The sequence below is a fragment of the Streptomyces sp. NPDC039462 genome, from assembly GCF_055639375.1.
On sequence record NZ_JBVKAO010000003.1, the window covers coordinates 203,822 to 225,171 of the forward strand.

Sequence of the window (21,350 nt, forward strand, 5' to 3'; positions counted from 1 at the left end):
TCGGCACGGTCGATTCGGTGCGGTCAGTTCGGCGCGGCCGTCTCCGCGTCCAGCTCGCCGAGGTTGTCGAGGTCGTCGAGCATTGCCTCCGCCAGCTCCACCTCCGACTCCAGGCGCCGCTCGCTCCACCGCAGCGCGACCAGGGGGTGGGACCACGCCGGCGCGCCGTCCGCCCGCGCGAGCGCGGCCCTGACCTCCCGCAGCTCGTCCTCGGTGCGCGCGATGTGCCCGGCGACCAGTGCCCGCAACTGCTCCGGGGCGGTGAGGTGCCCGAGCCAGATCCGCAGCAGCAGCGGATGCTTGAGGACGGGCGGGCCCACGTCCTCGCCGCCGCCCGCCCAGGCGGCCAGCGCGGCGCGGCCCGCATCCGTGATGGCGTACGCGCGCTTGGTGCGGGGCGCCTCCGGCCCCGAGCGCCGTGACGTGGCGTACCCGAGCGCTTCGAGGCGGCGCAGCTCGGCGTAGATCTGACTGATGGCGGGCGACCAGTAGAAGAAGCGGAGCGAGGCGTCGGCCCACTTCTTGAGCTCGTACCCGGTCCGCTCCCCGGGGAAGGAGAGCAGCCCGAGCACGGCCCACGCGGTCGGCGGCAGTCCGCCGTCAGGGGTTCCGTTGGAGTCAGCGGCCACCTGCTGCTGCGAGGTCGTTCGACGGGCTGCCATACGCCGCATTGAAGTGAACGGCACGCTCCCGGCGCAAGGGCGTGCCCGACCGGCGCCTACCGGCCGTAGCGCGCGGCGGCCTCCCGCACCGTCTCCGGTTTGACGTCGCCGCGGCGCGCGAGGGCGGCCAGGGCGGCGACCGCGATCGACTGGGCGTCCACGCCGAAGTGGCGGCGGGCGTTCTCGCGGCTGTCGGAGAGGCCGTACCCGTCCGTGCCGATGGACGTCCAGTCCTGCTCGACCCACGGCCGGATCTGGTCGGGCACGGCCCGCATCCAGTCGCTCACCGCCACCACCGGGCCGGGGGCGCCCGCCAGGGACCGCGTGACGTACGGGACACGGCCGCCCGCCCCCGTCTCGTGGGACGCGGCCGCGAGGTTCGCGGCGTCGCAGGCCAGTGCGTCGCGGCGCAGCTCGGTCCAGGACGGCGCCGACCACACATCGGCCGCGACACCCCAGTCCTCATCGAGGAGTCGCTGGGCCTCCAGGGCCCAGTGGATGGCCGTGCCGGACGCCAGGAGCTGCAGTCGCGGGGCGTCGGGGGCCGGGGACGCGGCCTCCTTGTAGCGGTACAGGCCGCGCCGGATGCCCTCCTCCACGCCGTCGCCGGGCGGCATCGGCGGCTGGACCTTCGTCTCGTTGTAGACGGTGAGGTAGTAGAAGACGTCCTCGGCGTCGGGGCCGAACATGCGGCGCAGGCCGTCCTCGACGATCACTGCGACCTCGTACGCGAACGCGGGGTCGTAACTGATCGCGGCCGGATTGGTCGAGGCGATCAGGTGCGAGTGCCCGTCGGCGTGCTGCAGGCCCTCGCCGGTCATCGTGGTCCGCCCCGCCGTCGCGCCGATGACGAAGCCGCGGCCCAACTGGTCGCCGAGCGCCCAGAACTGATCGGCCGTCCGCTGCCAGCCGAACATCGAGTAGAAGATGTAGAACGGGATCATCGGCTCGGCGTGGGTGGCGTACGAGGTGGCCGCCGCGGTCAGCGACGCGAGCGAACCGGCCTCCGTGATGCCCTCGTTGAGGATCTGGCCGTCGCGCGCCTCCTTGTAGTAGAGGAGCTGGTCGCGGTCGACCGGGTCGTAGGTCTGGCCGAGCGGCGAGTAGATCCCGGCCGACGGGAACAGCGACTCCATGCCGAACGTACGGGCCTCGTCCGGCACGATCGGCACCCAGCGCCTGCCCGTCTCCTTGTCCCGCATCAGCTCCTTGACCAGCCGTACGAACGCCATGGTGGTGGCGATCTCCTGCGTGCCCGAGCCCTTCTTCAGCGCGGCGAAGGCCTTGTCTGCCACGGCGGAGCCGGTGACCCGCAGCGGCTTGGCGACGACCGTGCGGGAGGGGGCGGGGCCGCCGAGCGCGGCACGCCGCTCACGGAGGTAGGCGAGCTCGGGGGAGTCCTCGCCCGGATGCGCGTACGGCACCAGCTCGTCGGTCAACGCGCTGTCGGGGATGGGGAGTTCGAGCAGGTCGCGCATGGCGCGGAACTCCTTGCCCGAGAGCTTCTTCATCTGGTGGTTGGCGTTGCGCGACTCGAAGCCGGGGCCGAGCGTCCAGCCCTTGACGGTCTGGACGAGGACGACGGTCGGTGCCCCTCGGTGCTCGACGGCGGCGCGGTACGCGGCGTACACCTTGCGCGGCTCGTGACCGCCGCGCGACGTCCCGATGATCTCTTCGAGCTGTGCGTCGGTGAGCCGGTCGGCCAGGGGGCGCAGCGCCGGGTCGGCGCCGAGGAGGCGCTCGCGGATGTAGGCGCCGTCGCGGGCGGCGAAGGTCTGGAACTGGCCGTCGGGGATCCGCCCCAGATGTCGCACGAGCGCCCCGTCGGTGTCCAGGGCGAGGAGCCGGTCCCAGGCCGAGCCCCACAGTGACTTGACGACGTTCCAGCCGGCGGCGCGGAACTGCCGCTCCAGCTCCTGCACGATCTTGAAGTTGCCGCGCACGGGACCGTCGAGGCGCTGCAGGTTGCAGTTGATGACGAAGGTGAGGTTGTCGAGCTCCTCGCGAGCGGCGAGCGCAAGGGCTGCGGTCGCCTCGGGCTCGTCCATCTCGCCGTCGCCGAGGAAGGCCCAGACGTGCGAGCCGGAGGTGTCCTTGATGCCGCGGTGTTCCAGATAGCGGTTGAAGCGCGCCTGATAGATCGCGGAGAGCGGGCCGAGGCCCATCGACACGGTGGGGAACTCCCACAGCCAGGGCAGCCGCCGCGGGTGTGGGTAGGAGGGCAGTCCGTCGCCGCCCGCCTCCTGCCGGAAGCGGTCCAACTGGCCCTCGGTCAGGCGGCCTTCGAGGAACGCGCGGGCGTAGATGCCGGGCGACGCGTGCCCTTGGACGTACAGCTGGTCGCCGGAGTGGTCGGCTTCCTTGCCGCGGAAGAAGTGCTGGAAGCCCACTTCGTAGAGCCAGGCGGCGGAGGCGAAGGTGGCCATGTGCCCGCCGAGCCCGCCGCGCTGGTTGCCGCGAGTGACCATCGCGGCGGCGTTCCAGCGGTTCCAGGCCGTGATCCGGGCCTCCATCGCCTCGTCGCCGGGGAAGGCGGGCTCGGCGGCGGTCGGGATGGTGTTGACGTACGGTGTCTCGAGCAGGGGCGGGAGGTCGATCCCGGTCTGCAGGGCGTGCTCGGCGAGCCGGCGCAGCAGGTGCGCGGCGCGGCCGGGACCGCCGAACCGGGCGGCCGCGTCCAGAGATTCGCGCCATTCGGCGACCTCGGTCGGGTCCTGGTCGGGAAGTTGGTCGAGCTGGGACACGGGTGATCCCCTTTCACGTACCCACGAATTCCAGGATGTGGAAAATCGTTTCCGTACATCCGAATCTAGGAGTCGTAGATACGTGGGGTCAACGCTTACTCGTCAGTAATGAGCGATGATCGATCATTTCGCATCGCGGGAGGCTGACGCCGACGCGTAGTTCAGTACGTGCAGCTGCACCAGCCGGCCCACATACGGATCCTGCCGACGGAAGGCCTCGACGATGGCCTCGTGGTCGCACGCGTTCTCGTGCGGCTCGGTGCGCAGCCACTTCAGGGAGAGCCGGGTCCACAGCTCGATGGCGAGGGATTCCCAGTTGCGCAGCAGCACCTGATTGCCGGAGGCGCGAACGATCTCGCGGTGGAACTCCACGCCGTGGTGGATCTGCCCGTCGATGTCGGCCGCGTCCGCCAACTCCCGCAGCCGCCGCAGATGGTGCTCCAGTACGGCCACGTCGCCGCCCATCCGGTGCACCGCCAGCTCGGCGGCGAGCTTCTCCAGGGCGGCCCGCACCGGATACACCTCGGTGAGCTGTCCGGGTGTCAGCTCCTTGACGCGCATGCCCTTGTTGGGGATCGACTCGACCAGCTGCATGGCCTGCAGATCGCGCAGCGCCTCGCGGATGGGCGTCTGGCTCACGCCGAGCTCCATGCCGATGCGGCGCTCCACGATCCGGTCGCCGGGCTGCCAGCGGCCGTTCAGCAGGCCTTCGAGGACGAAGTCGCGCACCTGCTCGCTGAGGGGGACGCGAGCCACGGGGGCGGGGACGGAAGGGATCCGGGTCGGTACATCGGCGTTCATCTGAGGTCTCCGGTGGCATAAATCAACTATGATCGATCATCTGAGACCGTACGGTACCTGGCCGAGGGGCGAGAGCGACAGGGATCAGGCCGGATCGCGGCGCGGGGGACGGCGGTTGGCCGCCCGTGTCATGGTGCGGGCCCGCTGTGCGATCTCGTCCAGGCGGGCGGCCGGGCTGTAGACCGTCAGCGCGGCGTGCCGCTTGTCGAGGAGCAGGGCGTCCGGTGCGGGTGCGGTCTCGCCGTCGTACGCCAGGGTGGCCACGTCCTCCAGGCCGCTGAGCCCGAGCTGTTCGACCCGCTCGGCGCGGAAGACCCGGGAGCGCCGCAGCGCGCCGCCCAGGGCGGAGAGGGCGACGCGGGTGCGGGCGAGCGGCGCCTCGGCGTCGACGGTGCGGATGTCGAGCAGACCGTCGTCCATGCGGGGCCGGTGCGTGGGCGCGAGGCCGTCCGGCACGTACTGACCGTTGCCCGCGAAGAGCAGCCACAGCACACGGTCGTGGCCGTCGAGCCGGATCCGCAGCGGTGTCGCCGTCCGCAGCACCTCCACGACCGACCACGCCGCCGCGGGCCACTTGCCGATGCGGCCCTCCAACTTCTCGCGCCTGCCCACCAGTTCCGGATAGAGCCCGATGCTGAAGGTGTTGACGAAGCCGGTCACGTCCGTGCCCTCGCCGTCGCGCGCCCGTGCCAGGTCGACGCGGACGGCCTCGCCCCGCAGCACGGCGTGCGCGGTGTCCTCGAAGGTGGGCACACCCACGTCGAGGGCGAAGTGGTTGAGGGTGCCGCCGGGGAACACCGCAAGCGGGAGCCCGGCATCCGCGGCCCGCCGGGCGACCGCGTTCACCGTGCCGTCGCCGCCGCAGACGCCGAGCACACCGGCCGACCCGGTCGCCCGCGCCACCGCCTTGTCCAGCACCTCGCGGAGGTCGTCCCCCGGGTCGCACGCCACGATCTCGGCCTTCGGCAGCAGCAGCTCCAGGTGCTCGCGCGCGGGCAGCCGCCCCGGCACGCCCTTTCCGGAACCGGAGTTGAGGACCACGACGAGACCCTCGCCCTCCGGCAGGGCGGGCACCCGCACCCGGGTCCGCCGCAGCCGCGCGGGCGAGGGGCGCGGCGGCCACCAGTAGCAGGTGACCGCGGCGGCCGCCGCCCCCAGCGCACAGCCCGCGAGCACGTCGCCGGGATAGTGGACCCCCACGTACACCCTGGAGAAGGCCACGGCCGCCGCGACCGGCGCGATCAGCGCGCCGTACCGGGGCGCCTCCAGGGCCACCCCCACGGCGAACGCCGCCGCCGACGCGGAGTGCCCGGACGGGAACGACGACGTCCACGGCGCCTTCGAAAGACGCCGCACCACGGGCACCGCGTCGAGGCCGGGCCTGCGCCGGCGCACCGCGTACTTCGCCACCACGTTCGTCGTCAGCGAGGCCAGCGCGAGGGAGCCCGCTCCGCGCCGCGCGGCGCGCCGGGCCGCGGGGCCGCCGACGGCCGCGAGGGCCGCCGCCGAACCGAGCCAGAGCCGCCCGTGGTCGGCCGCCGCGCTGAGCGGCGGCAGCACCTGGTCCGCGCCGGGCAGCCGCGCGGACGCCACCCGCGCGAACCACCGCCGGTCGATGCTGCTGATCCGTCGCCTCATGGCCTCACTGGAACAGGGCGCGAGGGCCGCGGCCCGCGCTGCTCGCCCGAACGGGTCACGCGCGCGGTCCCCGCCCGGCGGACGGACAATGTCGACATGATGACGAGCCGCCCCCTCGACGTACAGGTCAAGCGGATCTACGAGACCGCGGAGCGGGACGACGGGGCCCGGGTCCTCGTCGACCGGCTGTGGCCGCGGGGCGTCTCCAAGGAGCGGGCCGCTCTCGACACGTGGGACAAGGAGCTGGCGCCCTCCGCCGAACTGCGTCGCTGGTACGACCACGACCCCGAGCGGTTCGACGCGTTCGCCGAGCGCTACCGGCAGGAACTGGCGGACGACGACCGGGCGGCGGAGCTGGACCGGCTGCGCGCCGTCGCACGCGCGGGGCGGCTGACCCTGCTCACGGCGACCAAGGACCTGCCGCGCGGACATGTGCGGGTCCTGGTCGACGTACTGAAGTCACCGTGAGCCGGCGCGGAGAGGTCAGCCGCGTGGCGCCTCCCCGTCGAGCAGGCGCCGCGCGGTCTCCATGCGCCGCGGCTCCACGCGGATGCGTACGCCGTGGAAGTCCGCGCCCCGCGTCGCGTCCAGGGCCATGCGGGATGTCGTGCCGTCCGTGGTCGACGACGGATCGAGGGGGCTGCCGGGCAGGCCGTCCACGACGAACACGTCGCGGTGCGGCTGCAGATGGGCCGCCATCGCCCACAGCACGTCCGCGTCACGGGTGACGTCCACGTCCTCGTCGACCGCGACGACGGTCTTCAGATACGGGTCCCAGCCGAGCAGCGCCAGCATGATCTGCCGCGCCTGGCCGGGGCGGGCCTGGCGCAGGGCGACGTACGCGTGGAAGTGCGTCCCGGAGGTGGGGTAGTGCAGGGCGGTGACCTCGGGAAAGCGGCGGCGGAGCTGGTCGGCCATCTCCGCCTCGCGGGGCAGCCTGGCGAGGTTGAGGTGCTCGGCCGTGTTGCCGCCGACGACGTCGAGGAGGAGGGCGTCACGGCGGCGCAGGACCGTCTCCACGGTGAGGACGTTGTTGGTGGAGCGGTCGGAGGAGTAGCCGGAGAACTCCCCGAACGGCCCTTCCGCCGCCCGCCGCCCCGGATCGATGAACCCCTCCAGGACGATCTCGGCCCCGGCCGGCACCCGGATGCCCCGGCGCGGGGTCCGCACGACATCGAGGGGCGCTCCGAACAGGCCGCCCGCGATGGTGCGTTCATCGACGTCGGGACCGACCCGGGCCGACGCGGCGAGCAGGAACAGCGGGTGCGCGCCGATCACCATCGCCACCGGCAGCACCTCGCCCCGCGCCTCGGCGAGCCTCAGGAGCTGCCACAGATGGCCGCGCGAGTGCAGGCTCGTGGCGAGTTCGGTGTGGGAGTGGACCATGGAGCGGTGGTAGCTGAGGTTGCCCGCGCGGCCGGGCGTGGCGGGCGGTGCCTCCGCCGTGATGATGCCGTTGGTGATGTAGGGGGCGCGGTCGGAGGCGAAGTGCCGGATGAGCGGCAGCGTGCCGAGGTCCACCGCGTCGCCCTCCTCCACCACCTCCAGGACCGGTCCGTCGGCGACCACGCGCGGCTCCCGGCGGCGCGCGGCGGCCGCCTGGTAGGCGTGGTGCAGCCCCGCGCGGTCGGTGCCGAGCAGCCGGGCGATGCGGTCCCGCGAGGCGAAGACATTGGTGATCAGCGTCGTGCCGAGCCCCTTGACCCGCGGGCACACAAGGAGGTCGGCCCGGCCCCGCCCGGCGAGCTCCATGACCAGCGCGGCCACGTCCTCGCCCTCGATCTCCCGCTCCACGGTCAGTACGTCGTCGGCCTGCCCGGGGCCGTGGGCGCGCAGGAACGCGCGCAGATCCTGGGCACTCGTGTATGTGGCCGCCTCGGCGGATGCCCCGTCAGTGCGTGTCACAGCACACTCCCGCGTGGGCGCCGGAGGCGAACAGCCCGCCCCAGGCAGGGGAGTTGACATGCAGGCCGAGGAGCTCCAGGCCCGTGTGCACCGCGACCCGCGCCCCGTCGAACACCGGCTTGCCGAGCTCCCGCTCCACGAGCGCCGCCACCGGCGCCACCGGCAGCTCCGTGCCCGCCACCACCAGACACCGCGCGTCGCCGGTGCCGGCGTCGAGCAGCAGCCGCCGCAACCGCGCCACCGGCAGCTCCGCCGCCTCCCGAGGCGTCCCCAGACCGAGCGCGGTGACCGAGGTGACGCGCAGTCCCGCGGCGACGTACGTGTCGGCGACGCGCCCGGCGCCCTCCCGCGAGCCCGCGGTGACCAGCGCCAGCGAGGGCAGGGCGTGGCGGGCCAGGAGGTCGAGCTGGCCGAGCGTGACCGTGGAGGCCGGCACGCCCGCCGTGGCCTCGATCGTGCGGGCGACGGCCCGGGCGTGCGCCAGGCCGTGCAGCCCGCACGAGCCGCCGTTCCACACGACGGCGTCCGCGCCCGCCTGCGCCAACTGCGCCGCGCCGCGCGCCAGTTCGGCCGCCTGAGCGCCCGCGATCGCCGGACCGCACAGCTGCTCCGGCAGCGCGGCCCGCGCTGTGGGGTGCACGGCTTCCACCGAGAGGGGCGCGCAGATCTGCGCCGCCCAGCGCTCGGCGCCGAGTGAGGTGGAGGGGAGGAGGTGGCCGATGCGCCGCATGGGGAAGTCCGTTTCTCGTCGCCGTGCAGACGGGCAGAGGGCAGAGCGGGCCGCCCCCGGTGTTCCGAGGGCGGCCCTGGGGGTGCGGTTACGGCCCCGACACCGTGGCCGGCGAGGCGTACGTGTCCTTCAGCCGCAGCTGCGCCTCCGCCTGGTCGCGCGGCGGGGGAGTGGGCTTCAGGCCGAGCAGCTTGGCCATGTTGTTCCCGAGGTAGCCCTCCAGGTCCTCCTCGGACAGGTGCATGCCCTGCGGCGGCGGACCGCACAGCACCTCCAACTCCCGCGCCCACATGCCCGGTTCGTTCGGGGGCGAGTCCGTGCCGAACACCAGCTGGTGGCGCTCCATCTGCTGGGCGAACTCCACGATCCGCGACTGGAGCAGCCAGCCCGACTCCCCGTACACGTTGGGCGAGTCGAGGATCATGTACAGCGCCTCGAAGCAGTACACCCCGCCCGTCTGCACCCCGAAGTGCGCCAGGATGAAGTTGACGTCCTTGAACTCCCGGATGATCGGGTAGAACTGGGTCGGAATGGAGTAGGGCCCGTCCCCGGTGTGGATCAGGACGACGAGCCCCAGCTCGTCGCAGACCCGCAGGACGGGGCGGAGCCAGTCCAGGGCCCGGTCGGGACGGTACGCATGCATGTTGGCATGCAGCTTCACCATCTTGTAGCCGTACTCCTTGACGTGGAACTCCAGCTCCTTCGCGCCGTTCTCCGGACCGAAGCGCGGGTTGTACATGAAGTTCCCGATGAACCGGTCCGGGTACCGCTGGACCAGTTCCGTGATGTACGCCATGTAGTCACGGATGCCTTCGCGGCCGGTACGCATCCCGTCCTGCCAGACGCTGTTGCCGGGCGGCGGCATGATGCAGCCGTAGTCGATCCGGCGGGGCTTGCCGTTGATCATGTACGGGCCGTCCATCATCTCGATGGTGCGCTCGCCCGTGAACGGGGAACCGTCGTGCCGCCACGCCTGGTCCACGATGTTCGTGGGGTGCATGTGGGTGTCGATGATCAAGGTGCTCGTTCCTTCCCGGCTGGTGCCGACCGTGTGTCTGTGGTGGACCGTTCGGGGACCCAGGGGAGGGCCCGCCTCACCTCCCTTCCGTGTCGGGGGAGCGCTCGGAAGCGTGGGCGTGCTCGGGCCCGATGATGTCCTCGGGGCGCACCGGCACCCTGGGCAGAGCCAGGCCCGTCGCGTCGCGCAGCGCGTTGACGATCGCCGGTGTCGACGACAGGGTCGGCGGCTCGCCCACGCCGTTCAGGCCGTACGGCGCGTCCGGGTGCGGGAGTTCGAGCAGATCGATGGGGACGGGCGGCATGTCCGCGATGGTGGGGATCAGATAGTCGGTGAAGGACGGATTGCGCACCCGCCCGTCGGAGACCCGCAGCTCCTCCATGAGGGCGAGGCCGAGGCCCTGCGCGCTGCCACCCTCGATCTGCCCCTCCACCGCCAGGGGATTCATCGCTTTGCCGACATCCTGCGCGGTGGCCAGCTCCACCACCTTCACCAGGCCGAGGTCGGTGTCCACGTCGACGACCGCCCGGTGCGCCGCGAACGCGAAGGCGATGTGCGCGTCACCCTGCCCGCGCTCGGGGTCGACGGGGTACGTGCGGCGGTGCGCGAACTCGTACTCCGCTTCCAGCGGACCGGCCTCGGCGAGGAGCTCCGGGAGTGGACGGTCGCCGAGACCGGCGAGCCGTTCCCGCAGCTCCCCGCACGCGCCCTGGACCGCGCCCCCGCTCATCCAGGTCATCCGCGACGCGGACGCCGAGCCCGCGTCGCCGACCCGGGTGTCCGCGGGGAGGACCACCACCCGGTCCACGCCGAGCTCGGTGCGGACGATCTGCGCCTGGACGGTGACGATGCCCTGCCCGCACTCGGCCGCCGCCGTGTGGACCTCGGCGACGGGTTCGCCGTTCACGAGGGAGAGCCGCACGCGGGCCACCGAGCGGTCGTCGACGCCACCGGAGAAGCCGATCGCCTTGACCCCGAACGCGTATCCGACACCACGCCTGACGCCCTCGCCGTGCGAGGTGTTGTTGAGGCCGCCGGGGAGCCCGAAGGGGCCATCGGCGGCGGCCGGGAGGGGGCGGGCGCGGAGCCTTTCGAGGAGTTCCGCGGCGGGCGCGGGACCGTCCACCGCCTGCCCGGTCGGCAGTGCGGTCCCGGTCCTCATGGCGTTGCGTACGCGTAACTCGACCGGATGCATGCCCAGTTCACGCGCCAGCTTGTCGAGGTTGGACTCCACGCCGTAGCACGACTGGACGGCCCCGAAGCCCCGCATCGCCCCGCAGGGAGGGTTGTTGGTGAAGACGGAGTAGCCGTCGATCTCGACGTGCGGCACGTCGTAGGCGCCCGCCGCGAAGTACGAGCCGTTCGCGATGACGACCTGCGACGTGGAGGTGTACGCCCCGCCGTCGAAGAGCAGCCGCGCCCTGACGAACACGAGCCTGCCCTCGCGCGTGGCACCGTGCTCGAACCACATCCGCGCCGGATGACGGTGCACGTGACCGAAGAAGGACTCCTCGCGGTGGTAGCTCATCTTCACCGGGCGGCCCGTGTGCAGCGCGAGGAGCGCCGCGTGGATCTGCACCGACACGTCCTCGCGCCCACCGAAGGCGCCGCCCACGCCGGACAGCGTGAGCCGCACCTTCTCGGGCGGCAGACCGAGCGCCGCGCACACCTGGTGCCGGTCGTCATGGAGCCACTGCGTGGACACGTACACGTCCACGCCGCCGTCCTCGCCCGGTATCGCGAGCCCCGCCTCCGGGCCGAGGAACGCCTGGTCCTGCATTCCGACCTCGTACGTTCCCGAGACCACCACGTCCGCCGACGCCCGCGCGGCGGACAGGTCCCCGTGCCGGATGCGGACGTGGCGTACGACGTTGCCCTGCCCGCCGTCCACCCGCCGCTGGTGCACCGGCGGACCCGTGCCGTCGAGCGCCTGCCGGGGGTCGGTGAGCGCGGGCAGCTCCGCGTACTCCACCTCGATGAGGCGCAGCGCCCTGCGGGCCGTCTCCGGATGGTCGGCGGCCACCAGGGCGACCGGCTCGCCGTGATAGCGCACGCGGTCCACGGCGAGCACCGGCTGGTCGGCGACCTTCATCCCGTACAGCCGCCGCCCCGGCACGTCCTCGTGGGTGAGCACCGCCACCACGCCCGGCAGCCGCCTCGCCCGGGTGGCGTCCAGACGCAGGATGCGGGCGTGGGGGTGCGGGCTGCGCAGGGTCGCGCCCCACACCATGCCGTCCCAGCGCAGGTCGGACGCGTAGGCGAAGTCGCCACGGACCTTCAGCCTGCCGTCGGGGCGCCGGACGCTCTCGCCGACTCCGCGACGCACACCGGTGGCGGTGTCCACGGGCAGTCACATCCCTTCCCTGGTACGGCTGATGGGCCGCGCGGCTACGCGATGGGGCGTACCGCCCTGCGGTCCGTGTCCTGCGCCGGGTCCGCCGTCACGGCCTGGGACAGGCGGGTCCGCAGGCGCCTGATGTGGTCCCGGGCGGCCTGCTCGGCGGCGTCCGGGTCGCCCGCCGTCATCGCCTCGAAGATGCGCCGGTGCTCGTCGACCGCGAGCCGCGGCGCCTGCGGGCTGCGCCACAGCGAGTGGAGGGCCAGATGTGCCTTGCCCTGGATGGTGTCGAGGGCGGTGGTCAGATGGTCGTTGCCCGCCGCCTCGCGGATCAGCCGGTGGTACGCCATGTCCATCTCGATGTGCGCCTGCTCGTCGAACTCCGAGGCGACGACGGCCTCGTGGCGCTCCAGGAGCCGGCGCAGCTCGTCGACCGTGGCGGCGTCGAGACGCTCCGTCGCCAGCCGCGCCGCCAGGCCCTCCATCACCTCACGCACGACGTAGAGTTGACGCACGTCCTCGATGTCGACCGTGGAGACGACGGCGCCCCGGTGGGCGGCGTGCGTGGCGAGACCGTCGTGGATGAGGCGCTGCACGGCCTCGCGGACGGGGCTGCGGCTGATGCCCATCTGCACGGCAAGCGCGGGCACCGACAGGGCGTCGCCGGGGCGCAGCCGGCCCGCGAGCACGGCGCTCTTCAGCTCCTCGTACGCCCGCTCCGCCAGCAGGCTCCCCGCCGCCACCGGATTCACCGCCCTCTGCGTGGACATCCCCAACTCCCTTGTCACGGCGTCTCCTTGGCCGGTGTACCGGACCCGGCCACCTGTTCTTCATGTTGCATGTAATGTTCCGACCGGTCAATGGAGCGCGCGTCTCTCTCCTCCCGCCCCGGCGGCTTCTTCTGGCCCGGCAGCCTCAGATGGTGGAAGAAGAGGTTGAGCAGCACCGCCGTGAGGGTGCCGAGGATGATGCCGCTCTCGAAGAGCGCATGCAGCTGGCGCCCCGGCATCTGCTCGGCGAACTGCGGGAACGCGGTCGGCAGGAAACCGACGCCGACACTGGCCGCGACGAGGATGGTGTTGCGCTGGTCCGTCAGGTCCGCCTGGCCGAGTATCTGCACGCCGACCACCGCGATCGTCGAGAACAGCACGATCGTCGCCCCGCCGAGCACGGACGTCGGCATCGACGCCACCACGGCCCCCACCTTCGGCACCAGACCGAGCAGCATCATGATCACGCCGCTCGCCGCGACGATCCAGCGCGACTTCACCCGGGTGAGCTGGATCAGCCCGATGTTCTGCGAATAGACCGTGCTGGGAAAGGAGTTGAGGGCGCCGGCCGCTGCCGTGGCCAGGCCGTCGGCCCGCAGGGCGCGCGTGACGTGCCGGCCCGACACCTCCCGGCCCACGATCCGCCCGACGGCGAAGAACTGTCCGATGGACTCCACCGCGATGATGACCATCACGAGGAAGACGGAGAGCACGGCGACCGCGTCGAGCCGTGGCGCGCCGTAGTGCAGGGGCGCCGCCACCCCCAGCCAGGCGGAGTCCCCGATCCCGGAGAAGTCCGTACGGCCCGCGAGCGCGGCGACCACCGTACCGATGACGAGTCCCGCGAGGACGGCGACGGTGGCGAGGAACCCCCGCGAGAGCTTGTTGAAGAGCAGGATCGCGGCCAACGTGACCGCGGCAAGGCCCAGGTGCGAGGGCGAACCGAAGGAACGGGCCGACGGATCGCCGCCGCCGACCTGCCGCGCGGCCACCGCGAGCAGGGTGATGCCCACGATCGTGACGATGGTGCCGGTGACCAGCGGCGGGAAGAACCGCACCAGCCTGCTGAAGACGGGCGCGATCAGGAACAGCGCCAGCCCGGCGGCGATCACCGCGCCGAACACCGTCGGCAGCCCCGCCTGCGCACCGCCCGCCGCGAGGCCCACGGAGACGAGCGACGGGACGGCGGTCGTCGACGTGCCCTGGACGACCGGCAGCCGGATGCCGATCCCCGGCAGCCCCACGGACTGCAGGAGGGTGGCGATGCCGCAGGTCAGGAGCGAGGCGTTGACGAGCAGGCCGATGTCGTCGCCCGACAGGCCGATGCCCTCGGCGACGAGCAGGGGCATGACCACGGCCCCGGCGTAGAAGGCGAGGACGTGCTGCAGGCCGTAGACGCCGAGCCGCCAGACGGACGGTACGGCCTCGACGGGGTCCGGAGCCTCTTTGGCCCCTTCGGCCGGGGCCTGGACCTCTTTCCGGTGCGCTTCGCGGTTACGGTCCCGGTTTCGGGCTCGATTCCGGTGCGGCATGTGCGTTCTCCCTCCGCCCATGGGGCGTGAGCCGACGTCCCGACGGGGCGTGACTTGTGGCGCACGTACGAGGCCGCGGACGGGCAGCCGGAGACGCGTCGACTGACGTACGGAGTGGCTCTTCAGCGCAGCTCAGTGCAGCTCAGTGCAGCTCAGCTCAGCTCAGTGCAGTTCAGTGCAGCCAAGGGGTTCGCAGGCCGCCGAAGGACGCCCGCTCCACCAAGTGGTCGGCGCGCTCCTGGGCCTCGGCGAGCAGCGCTTCCTCGTCGACCAGCGGGCAGCGGCCGTCCTCGAAGACGACCCGCCCGTCGACGATGGTCATGTCGACGTCCGCGCCGCGCGCCGCGTAGACGAGCGTCGCCACGACGCGGTGCAGCGGACGCAGATGCGGCCGGTCGAGACCGACCACGACGAGATCCGCAGGCGCACCGACGCACAGCGACCCCGCGCCGGCGTGCGTGGACCCGGCGCCGGCGTGCGTGGACCCGGCGCTGAGGTGCGCGGGCCCCGAGCCGACGCCCATCGGCCCCGAGCCGACCTGCATCGGCCCCGAGCCGACGCCCATCGGCCCCGCGCCGACCGCCGCGTACCTGCCGCCCTCGCGCGTCGCCAGCTCCAGGGCTTCCTCGGCCCGCAGTGCCGCCGGGTCCGAGGTGTGCTGGCGCCGGCCGAACAGGGCCTGCTTCATCACCTCGAACATGTCCTGCCGGTGCCCCGCGGCGGGCCCGTCCGTGCCGAGCGACACCACGGCCCCCGCCTCCCGCAGAGCCCGCAGCCGCATGACCCCCGAGGCGAGGTACGCGTTGGACGCCGGATTGTGGGCGACCCCCGCCCCGCGCGCACCCAGCCAGGAGATCTCGTCGTCGTCCAGCCACACGGCGTGGGCGAGCGTCGCCCGCTCGTCGAGCAGCCCCGCCCGTTCGAGCCACTCCACGGGGCGCAGGCCGTACGCCTCCCGGTAGCTCGCCGGATCCTTCGCGCCCTCGCAACAGTGCGTGTGCCAGCGCGTGTTGAACTCCTCGGCCAGCGCCACCGAGCCGGTGACCAGCTTCTGGTCCACATAGCTGAGGTTCAGCGGAGCGGGCCACACGCTCACCCTCGACCCGGCCGGACGCCTCGTCAGGCACTCGCGGGTGAGCTCCAGTTCCTCGGCGGTGGAGTGGCGGAACAATTCCTCGGGCAGGCGCCGCGCCGCCGCCACGGCCGTTCGGTCGCCCAGCATGCCGCGGGCGACCGCACCCCGCAGGCCCGCCGACTCGACCGCGTCGGCCACGGCGAGGACCGTCTCGGCGTCCGTGGGCGCGTAATGATTGTCGACGACCGTCGTGATGCCCGAGCGCAGCGCCTCCACCGCGCCGAGCGTCGCCGCGACCCGCGCGTCGTCCGGGCCCAGGGCGATGGAGTACGGCCACATGAACTCGCACAGCCACGGCCAGATGGGCAGTCCCTCGCCCAGGCCGCGGGCGAGGGACTGGAACAGATGGGTGTGCCCGTCGGTGAAGCCCGGCAGCACGGCCCGGCCCCGGCAGTCCACGGTCCGTTCCGCCCGCCAGGCCGCGTCGACCTCGGCGGCGGGCCCCACGGCCGCGATACGGCCACCCGTGACGGCGACCGACCCCGGTTCGTACACCGCCCGGCGGTCGTCGACGGTGACCACATGGCCGTGTGACAGCAGGAGATCGCACGGGCGCGGACGTTGATCACTGGTGTGTGGCACAGAGCCCCCGGTTGTTCGACGGCATGTTCCATATTGCATGTAACGTATTCCGGCCACCGGGCGTGTCAACCCCCGGCGCAGGGAACGGACTTGACGTATGACTGGGGCGGGGGAGTGGACATCGGGGTGCAGCGCCCCGTCCGGCAACCGTTCCAGGAGGTACGCACCGTGCTCGTCGATCTCTCCGGCAAGACCGCGCTCGTCACCGGCTCCACCCAGGGCATCGGCGCCGCGATCGCCGTGGGCCTGGCCCGCGCCGGCGCCCGCGTCGCGGTCAACGGCCGCTCCCGCGGTTCGGTCGACGCCGCCGTCGACCGGCTGAAGGGGGAGTGCGGCGGCGCCGAGTTCATCCCCGCGCCGGGTGACATCTCCACCGACGACGGCGCCCGGCAGGTCTTCGAAGCGGTGCCGCACACCGACATCCTCGTCAACAACCTCGGGATCTTCGGCGCCGAGCCCGCCCTCGACATCACCGACGCCGAATGGCGCCGCTACTTCGAGGTCAACGTCCTGACGGCGGTGCGGATGATCCGCCACTACCTGCCGGGGATGAAGGACCGTTCCTGGGGGCGGATCCAGAACATCGCCAGCGACTCGGCGCTCGTCACGCCCGCGGAGATGATCCACTACGGCACGTCGAAGACCGCGCTGCTCGCGGTCTCCCGGGGCTTCGCGAAGGAGGCGGCGGGTTCGGGCGTCACCGTCAACTCCGTGATCGCGGGGCCGACGCACACGGGCGGCGTCGAGGACTTCGTCTACGAACTGGTGGACCGGGCCCTGCCCTGGGACGAGGCGCAGCGGAAGTTCATGACAGAGCACCGCCCCCAGTCGCTGATCCAGCGGCTCATCGAGCCGGAGGAGATCGCGCACATGGTCGTCTACCTCAGCTCACCGCTGGCGTCGGCGACGACGGGCGGCGCGGTGCGGGTCGACGGCGGCTACGTGGACTCGATTGTTCCGTAGTCGCTGGGGAGGTGGCTCGGGCCCGTACCGCAGCTCGTACCGCCGTGCCGGAAATTTGCCGGAACGGCAACGAACCTCGTCCCGCGGTCGGCCCGCCCCGCATGATCGTGGCCGGAGCCGCCGCCGGAGCCCCCAAAGGGCCCACGCCGCCAGGAGGATTCATGACCCTGACCCAGCCACCGACCGCCACCGACCGCGCCCACCGGCTGGTCCCCTCGCCGGCAGGCCGGATCCACCTGGTGGAACAGGGCACGGGTCCCCTCGTCCTGCTGGTGCACGGCTTCCCCGAGTCCTGGTACTCCTGGCGCCACCAGCTGCCGGCCCTCGCCGCGGCCGGGTACCGCGCGGTCGCCGTCGACGTGCGCGGCTACGGCCGCTCGTCGAGGCCCGCGGAGATCTCCGCGTACCGGATGCTCGACCTCGTCGAGGACAGCGTCTCCGTGGTGCGCGCGCTCGGCGAGGAGACCGCGGTGGTCGTCGGGCACGACTGGGGCGCGACCGTCGCCGCGCACGCCGCGCTCGTCAGGCCGGACGTCTTCCGCGCGGTCGGCCTGCTGAGCGTCCCCTACACGCCGCCGGGCGGCCCGCGCCCCAGCGACGTGTTCGCGGGGATGGGCGGTGACGAGGAGTTCTACGTCGCGTACTTCCAGGAGCCCGGCCGCGCCGAGGCCGAGATCGAACCCGACGTCCGGGGCTGGCTCGCGGGCTTCTACGCCGCGTTCTCCGGCGACACCATGCCGGGTCCCGGCGCGCCGGACCCGCACTTCGCGGCCCGTGGCGGCCGGCTGCGGGACCGGTTCCCCGGCGGGCCGCTGCCCGGCTGGCTCACCGGGCCCGACCTCGACGTCTACGCCGGGGAGTTCGAGCGGACCGGCCTGACCGGCGCGCTCAACCGCTACCGGAACATGGACCGCGACTGGGAGGACCTCACCCCCGGCTACGCGGGCGCCCCGCTCACCCAGCCGTCCCTGTTCATCGGCGGCGCACTGGACGCCTCGACCACCTGGCTCGCCGACGCGATCGCGGCCTTCCCCGAGACGCTGCCCGGCCTGCGCTCCTCGCACATCCTCGACGGCTGCGGCCACTGGCTCCAGCAGGAACGCCCCGAGGAGGTCAACCGGCTGCTGGTCGACTGGCTCGCCGGCCTGCCCGGCTGACGGCCGTATCGTGACACCCCGGCGGGGGCTGCGGGTGGACACGGGGCGGGAGACACGGTGTGAGCGGTGGTCGGCGTACGCGGCGGGGGAGCCGGAGCGGAATCCGCAGGGTGCTCGCGGTGGTGGTGTGGGCGGCCGTCCTGGTGGCCTTCGCCGTACCGCTGCGCCACGCGCTCGTCGCCACCGACACCTACCTCTCCGGGTACTGGGCGACGGTCACCGAAGGGAACGAGCTGGACCACTTCGCGTGGCAGGACCCCCAGGGCCACACGGTGCGCGGCGCCGTCCGAGGAGTCCCGGAGGACGGCGAGTGGGACGAGGAGGGGGAGGGGACGAGCAGCATCACCGGCGACCGCGTCTGGGTGTCGGCGCAGGGCGTCGCCCACATCAGCGAGTCTCCCGCCCAGCAGGACATGGTCGTCGGCTACGCCGGGGCGGGGGCGGTCCTCGGCATCGTGCTGCTGGTGTCGCGGGCCCGCCGCCGGGCGCGGCGTAGCCCGCACACGGAATTCAGGGAAACGTGACGGCCGGGTCCACCGGGGTGAGGACCAGCCAGCGCAGCGACGTGTCGCCGAACCGGCCGTAGGCCGCGACGCGCACGTCGACCGGGTCGGGCGCCACCAGCGGGAAGTACATGGGAAGTGCCGCGTCGTCCGCAGGACCCCGGACGTCGGCCGTGCGCTCCCACAGCTCGGCGACGCCCGGCTCGCGCCGTACGGTCCGCACCACCTCGTCCAGGCACTCGTTGTCCGGCCAACGCTGCCAGTCGAGGCGCAGCCGCCCGAGCAGCGGGGCGGCCCACTTCGTGTCCCAGTCGCGCAGCTGATACCGCGCCTCCGGAGAGAACGCCCACGTCATGGCGTTGGCATCGGCGCGGGCCAGCCAGGGGCAGTGGCGCGCCGCCACGGCGTTGGCGGCGACCACGTCCCAGGCCTGGTCACAGATCCAGCTCACCCGCCGCTGCTGGTGCATCAGATCGAGGAGCGCGGCGTCCGGCCGCGCGCCCTCGGCTCGCCGACGCGGCGGCTGGTGGCCGGTGCCGCGATACAGAGCCGTCGCCTGCCGGGGCGAGAGGTCCAGGATGCGCGCGACACCGGCGATCATCTCGGGCGCGTACTTGCGGTCCTCGCCGCGCTCCAAGGCGCGGTACCAGCGTTCGGAGACCCCGAGGAGCAGGGCCATGTCGAGCTGGGTGAGGTATCTCCGGTGGCCGCGGAAGGGCACGGGGCCGGGCAGCAGCACGGGGTCCCGCGCCATCCGCCAGGCGCGCAGCATCCGTCCGAGATCCTCGCGTCGCGCGTCCAGCAACTGTAAAGACCTCGCAAAGATGGGGCTGTCGTACGAAGAGTCCGCGCGCCCGCCACGGATCGCCGCCCGTGCCGGTGCACGGTGTCAGCCTCGCACAAGGGCCCGGCGACCGGAACCCCAGAGTGCCGGTATCCCTGAGTGCCGACCTTGGGGCGGGGCTGACAGCCATGGTGAGCGCCACGCCGCCCGGCGTGGCCGGAACTCTGCAGTGCCGGGTGGCAGCAGCAGTCGTACGTTGTACGTCCCACGCCCGTCGTACGCACCCCGGCCGCTCGCGTACGCCCCGCACCACCGCACACCTACGGAGAGCCCGATGAGCCACTTCCTGCCGGAGAACGACGCCGTGCTGACCGCCGCCCGCGGGCTGGCCCTCGTGCATTCCGGGTTGATCGAGGTGAACAGCAGCCCGCTCTATCTGCGGGCGCGCGACGCCGACCCGGCCCGCACGGTCGCTCTGGTCTCCGGCGGAGGCTCCGGGCACGAGCCGCTGCACACCGGGCTCCTGGGGCGGGGCGGCCTGGACGCCGTCTGTCCCGGCGAGATCTTCGCCTCCCCGCACAACCGGCAGATCTACGAGGCGAGCGCGGCGGCCGCCAAGAGCGACGGCGTCCTGCACATCGTCAAGAACTACACCGGCGACGTCATCAACTTCCAGATCGCGGCGGAGCGCCTGCGCCACGACGGGATCCCCGTCGCCACCGTGCTGGTCGACGACGACCTGGCCACCGACAGCGCGGACAGCGCGACCGGCCGCCGGGGCACCGCCGCCACGGTCGTCGTCGAGAAGCTCCTGGGCGCGGCGGCCGACCGGGGCGCGACGCTGGAGGAGCTCGCCGATCTGGGCCGCCGGATCGTGGCCCGGTCCCGCAGCATCGCCGTCGCGGCCCGCGCCCAGACGTCGCCCACCACGGTGAGCCCCGCGTTCGCGCTGGAGCAGGGAACCCTCGACTACGGAGTGGGCATCCACGGCGAGCGCGGCACCCGCACCATCGCCCGGCCCGCGATCGGCGACCTCGTCCGGCGCATGACGGACGACCTCCTCGACGCGCTGCCCGACGGCCCCGACGAGGTGCTCGCCCTCGTCAACGGCCTCGGCGCCACCACCGAGCTGGAGCTCAACGCCATCGCCGTGCTGCTGAGCGACGAACTCACCGCCCGCGGCCTGCGGCCGGTCCTCGTCGTCCCCGGCACCTTCACCGCGGCCCTGGACATGGCCGGCTTCTCGCTCACCGTCACGCGGCTCGAGGACGGGTGGGCCGACCTGTGGACCGCTCCCACCCGGACCCCGCTCGTCCTGCCGCGCCCTTCGCTCGCCCCGGGCGAGCCCGCGTCGCCGGTGCGGACGCCCGCGAGCTCCCCGGCTCCCGCGCAGGGCAAGGGCGGCGACCGTGCCCTGCTCGACCGCTACGCCCTCACCGTCACGCAGGTGCGCGACAACCTCACCAAGCTCGACCAGCTCGTCGGCGACGGCGACTTCGGCGACAACCTCGCGGGCGGCGTACGCCGTGCGGTGAAGCTGGCCGACGAGACCGGCGTGGACGGCACGGCAGCGCTGGCCGATGCCTTCCTCAACGACGTCGGGGGCACCAGCGGGCCCCTGTTCGGGCTCCTCTTCCAGCACCTGGCCGCCGCGTCGCCGGCGGACGGCGGGGCGCCGTCGGTCTCCGCGCTCGCGGAGGCCGCCGAGGCTGGCCACGCCGCCATCCACCGGGTGGGCGGCGCGGTGCCCGGCGACTGCACGCTGGTCGACGCGCTCGCACCCGCCGCCGAATCCCTGGCTGCGGCACGGAACACCACCGAAGCGGACGCTCCGCTCACCGAGGCCGCCCAGGCCGCCATCCGCGGCGCCCTGGCCACCGCGTCCCTGCGCCCCCGGCGCGGCCGCGCCAGCTACGTGGGCGACCACGCCCTCGGCGTGCCGGACCCCGGCGCCCTGGCCGTCGCCCTGCTCTTCATGGCCCTCGCGGACATCCACGAACCCGCCACCGCGCCGCGCCTGCCCGCCCCGGGCCACATCACGGTGCCCTGATCCGGAGGAGCCATTTCGCTCGCCTCGGCATCCATTCT

17 protein-coding genes and 1 pseudogene are annotated in these 21,350 nt (G+C 73.0%); 6 read left to right on the plus strand and 12 right to left on the minus strand.

From position 1 onward, the window contains the following. Positions 1-23: 23 nt before the first annotated feature. The 4 genes from ACZ7LU_RS18065 to ACZ7LU_RS18080 form a co-directional block, all read right to left on the minus strand. Entirely contained in the window at positions 24-662 is a 639-nt protein-coding gene (locus ACZ7LU_RS18065) for a PadR family transcriptional regulator (RefSeq protein ID WP_471917195.1), read from the minus strand. A 56-nt stretch (positions 663-718) separates the two neighbouring features. Then, the gene (aceE, locus tag ACZ7LU_RS18070) at positions 719-3,406 is read right to left on the minus strand and encodes a pyruvate dehydrogenase (acetyl-transferring), homodimeric type (protein WP_471917196.1); all 2,688 of its coding nucleotides are present in this window, start codon (positions 3,404-3,406) and stop codon (positions 719-721) included. 123 nt (positions 3,407-3,529) lie between these two features. Next, positions 3,530-4,207: a GntR family transcriptional regulator gene (locus ACZ7LU_RS18075; RefSeq protein WP_471917197.1), complete on the minus strand. Its 678-nt coding sequence runs from the start codon at positions 4,205-4,207 to the stop codon at positions 3,530-3,532. Between the two features lie 84 nt (positions 4,208-4,291). Next, positions 4,292-5,845, minus strand: coding sequence for a phosphatase PAP2 family protein (locus ACZ7LU_RS18080; protein ID WP_471917198.1), 1,554 nt, complete (start codon positions 5,843-5,845; stop codon positions 4,292-4,294). 96 nt (positions 5,846-5,941) lie between these two features. Here ACZ7LU_RS18080 and ACZ7LU_RS18085 point away from each other — a divergent pair, with 96 nt between their 5' ends. Next, positions 5,942-6,313 carry a DUF488 domain-containing protein gene (locus ACZ7LU_RS18085; protein WP_471917199.1) on the plus strand — a complete coding sequence of 124 codons (372 nt, stop codon included), beginning with the start codon at positions 5,942-5,944 and terminating at the stop codon, positions 6,311-6,313. 15 nt (positions 6,314-6,328) lie between these two features. Here ACZ7LU_RS18085 and ACZ7LU_RS18090 read toward each other — a convergent pair whose 3' ends face one another. The 7 genes from ACZ7LU_RS18090 to ACZ7LU_RS18120 form a co-directional block, all read right to left on the minus strand. Beyond that, the gene (locus ACZ7LU_RS18090; RefSeq protein ID WP_471917200.1) at positions 6,329-7,750 is read right to left on the minus strand and encodes a UbiD family decarboxylase; all 1,422 of its coding nucleotides are present in this window, start codon (positions 7,748-7,750) and stop codon (positions 6,329-6,331) included. Next, positions 7,737-8,480 (minus strand): aspartate racemase/maleate isomerase family protein, encoded by a 744-nt coding sequence (locus tag ACZ7LU_RS18095; RefSeq protein ID WP_471917201.1) that lies wholly within the window; start codon positions 8,478-8,480, stop codon positions 7,737-7,739. Before ACZ7LU_RS18095 ends, ACZ7LU_RS18090 begins: the two co-directional genes overlap by 14 nt. A gap of 88 nt (positions 8,481-8,568) precedes the next feature. Further along, entirely contained in the window at positions 8,569-9,498 is a 930-nt protein-coding gene (locus ACZ7LU_RS18100) for an amidohydrolase family protein (protein ID WP_468309469.1), read from the minus strand. Between the two features lie 76 nt (positions 9,499-9,574). Next, entirely contained in the window at positions 9,575-11,842 is a 2,268-nt protein-coding gene (locus ACZ7LU_RS18105) for a molybdopterin cofactor-binding domain-containing protein (protein ID WP_471917202.1), read from the minus strand. A 44-nt stretch (positions 11,843-11,886) separates the two neighbouring features. Next, positions 11,887-12,606 (minus strand): GntR family transcriptional regulator, encoded by a 720-nt coding sequence (locus ACZ7LU_RS18110; RefSeq protein ID WP_471917203.1) that lies wholly within the window; start codon positions 12,604-12,606, stop codon positions 11,887-11,889. A 14-nt stretch (positions 12,607-12,620) separates the two neighbouring features. Continuing rightward, the gene (locus tag ACZ7LU_RS18115; protein ID WP_471917204.1) at positions 12,621-14,138 is read right to left on the minus strand and encodes a nucleobase:cation symporter-2 family protein; all 1,518 of its coding nucleotides are present in this window, start codon (positions 14,136-14,138) and stop codon (positions 12,621-12,623) included. Between the two features lie 172 nt (positions 14,139-14,310). Beyond that, on the minus strand, positions 14,311-15,795 hold the full coding sequence (locus tag ACZ7LU_RS18120) for an amidohydrolase family protein (protein ID WP_471917205.1): 1,485 nt from the start codon (positions 15,793-15,795) through the stop codon (positions 14,311-14,313). A gap of 228 nt (positions 15,796-16,023) precedes the next feature. Here ACZ7LU_RS18120 and ACZ7LU_RS18125 point away from each other — a divergent pair, with 228 nt between their 5' ends. The 3 genes from ACZ7LU_RS18125 (at position 16,024) to ACZ7LU_RS18135 (ending at position 18,499) form a co-directional block, all read left to right on the plus strand. Beyond that, positions 16,024-16,818 (plus strand): SDR family NAD(P)-dependent oxidoreductase, encoded by a 795-nt coding sequence (locus ACZ7LU_RS18125; protein ID WP_398308478.1) that lies wholly within the window; start codon positions 16,024-16,026, stop codon positions 16,816-16,818. A gap of 161 nt (positions 16,819-16,979) precedes the next feature. Next, positions 16,980-17,975, plus strand: coding sequence for an alpha/beta fold hydrolase (locus tag ACZ7LU_RS18130; protein ID WP_471917206.1), 996 nt, complete (start codon positions 16,980-16,982; stop codon positions 17,973-17,975). Positions 17,976-18,034: 59 nt separating this feature from the next. Next, positions 18,035-18,499: a hypothetical protein gene (locus tag ACZ7LU_RS18135; RefSeq protein WP_471917207.1), complete on the plus strand. Its 465-nt coding sequence runs from the start codon at positions 18,035-18,037 to the stop codon at positions 18,497-18,499. Here ACZ7LU_RS18135 and ACZ7LU_RS18140 read toward each other — a convergent pair. After that, on the minus strand, positions 18,486-19,283 hold the full coding sequence (locus ACZ7LU_RS18140) for a helix-turn-helix domain-containing protein (protein ID WP_471917208.1): 798 nt from the start codon (positions 19,281-19,283) through the stop codon (positions 18,486-18,488). The two genes, ACZ7LU_RS18135 and ACZ7LU_RS18140, sit on opposite strands and share 14 nt — an antisense overlap. 313 nt (positions 19,284-19,596) lie before the next feature. Here ACZ7LU_RS18140 and ACZ7LU_RS18145 point away from each other — a divergent pair. Continuing rightward, positions 19,597-20,571, plus strand: a pseudogene (locus ACZ7LU_RS18145) (dihydroxyacetone kinase subunit DhaK); the annotation flags it as partial. Positions 20,572-20,709: 138 nt separating this feature from the next. After that, positions 20,710-21,312 (plus strand): DAK2 domain-containing protein, encoded by a 603-nt coding sequence (locus tag ACZ7LU_RS18150; protein WP_471917755.1) that lies wholly within the window; start codon positions 20,710-20,712, stop codon positions 21,310-21,312. Positions 21,313-21,350 lie beyond the last annotated feature (38 nt).

What these genes read in the sequence shown, in the direction of transcription:
- ACZ7LU_RS18080 (WP_471917198.1), bottom strand. Translation starts at nt 5,845, where the DNA reads ATGAGGCGACGGATCAGCAGCATCGACCGGCGGTGGTTCGCGCGGGTG.
- ACZ7LU_RS18110 (WP_471917203.1), bottom strand. Translation starts at nt 12,606, where the DNA reads ATGTCCACGCAGAGGGCGGTGAATCCGGTGGCGGCGGGGAGCCTGCTG.
- ACZ7LU_RS18065 (WP_471917195.1), bottom strand. Translation starts at nt 662, where the DNA reads ATGGCAGCCCGTCGAACGACCTCGCAGCAGCAGGTGGCCGCTGACTCC.
- ACZ7LU_RS18085 (WP_471917199.1), top strand. Translation starts at nt 5,942, where the DNA reads ATGATGACGAGCCGCCCCCTCGACGTACAGGTCAAGCGGATCTACGAG.
- ACZ7LU_RS18075 (WP_471917197.1), bottom strand. Translation starts at nt 4,207, where the DNA reads ATGAACGCCGATGTACCGACCCGGATCCCTTCCGTCCCCGCCCCCGTG.
- ACZ7LU_RS18095 (WP_471917201.1), bottom strand. Translation starts at nt 8,480, where the DNA reads ATGCGGCGCATCGGCCACCTCCTCCCCTCCACCTCACTCGGCGCCGAG.
- ACZ7LU_RS18115 (WP_471917204.1), bottom strand. Translation starts at nt 14,138, where the DNA reads ATGCCGCACCGGAATCGAGCCCGAAACCGGGACCGTAACCGCGAAGCG.
- ACZ7LU_RS18130 (WP_471917206.1), top strand. Translation starts at nt 16,980, where the DNA reads ATGACCCTGACCCAGCCACCGACCGCCACCGACCGCGCCCACCGGCTG.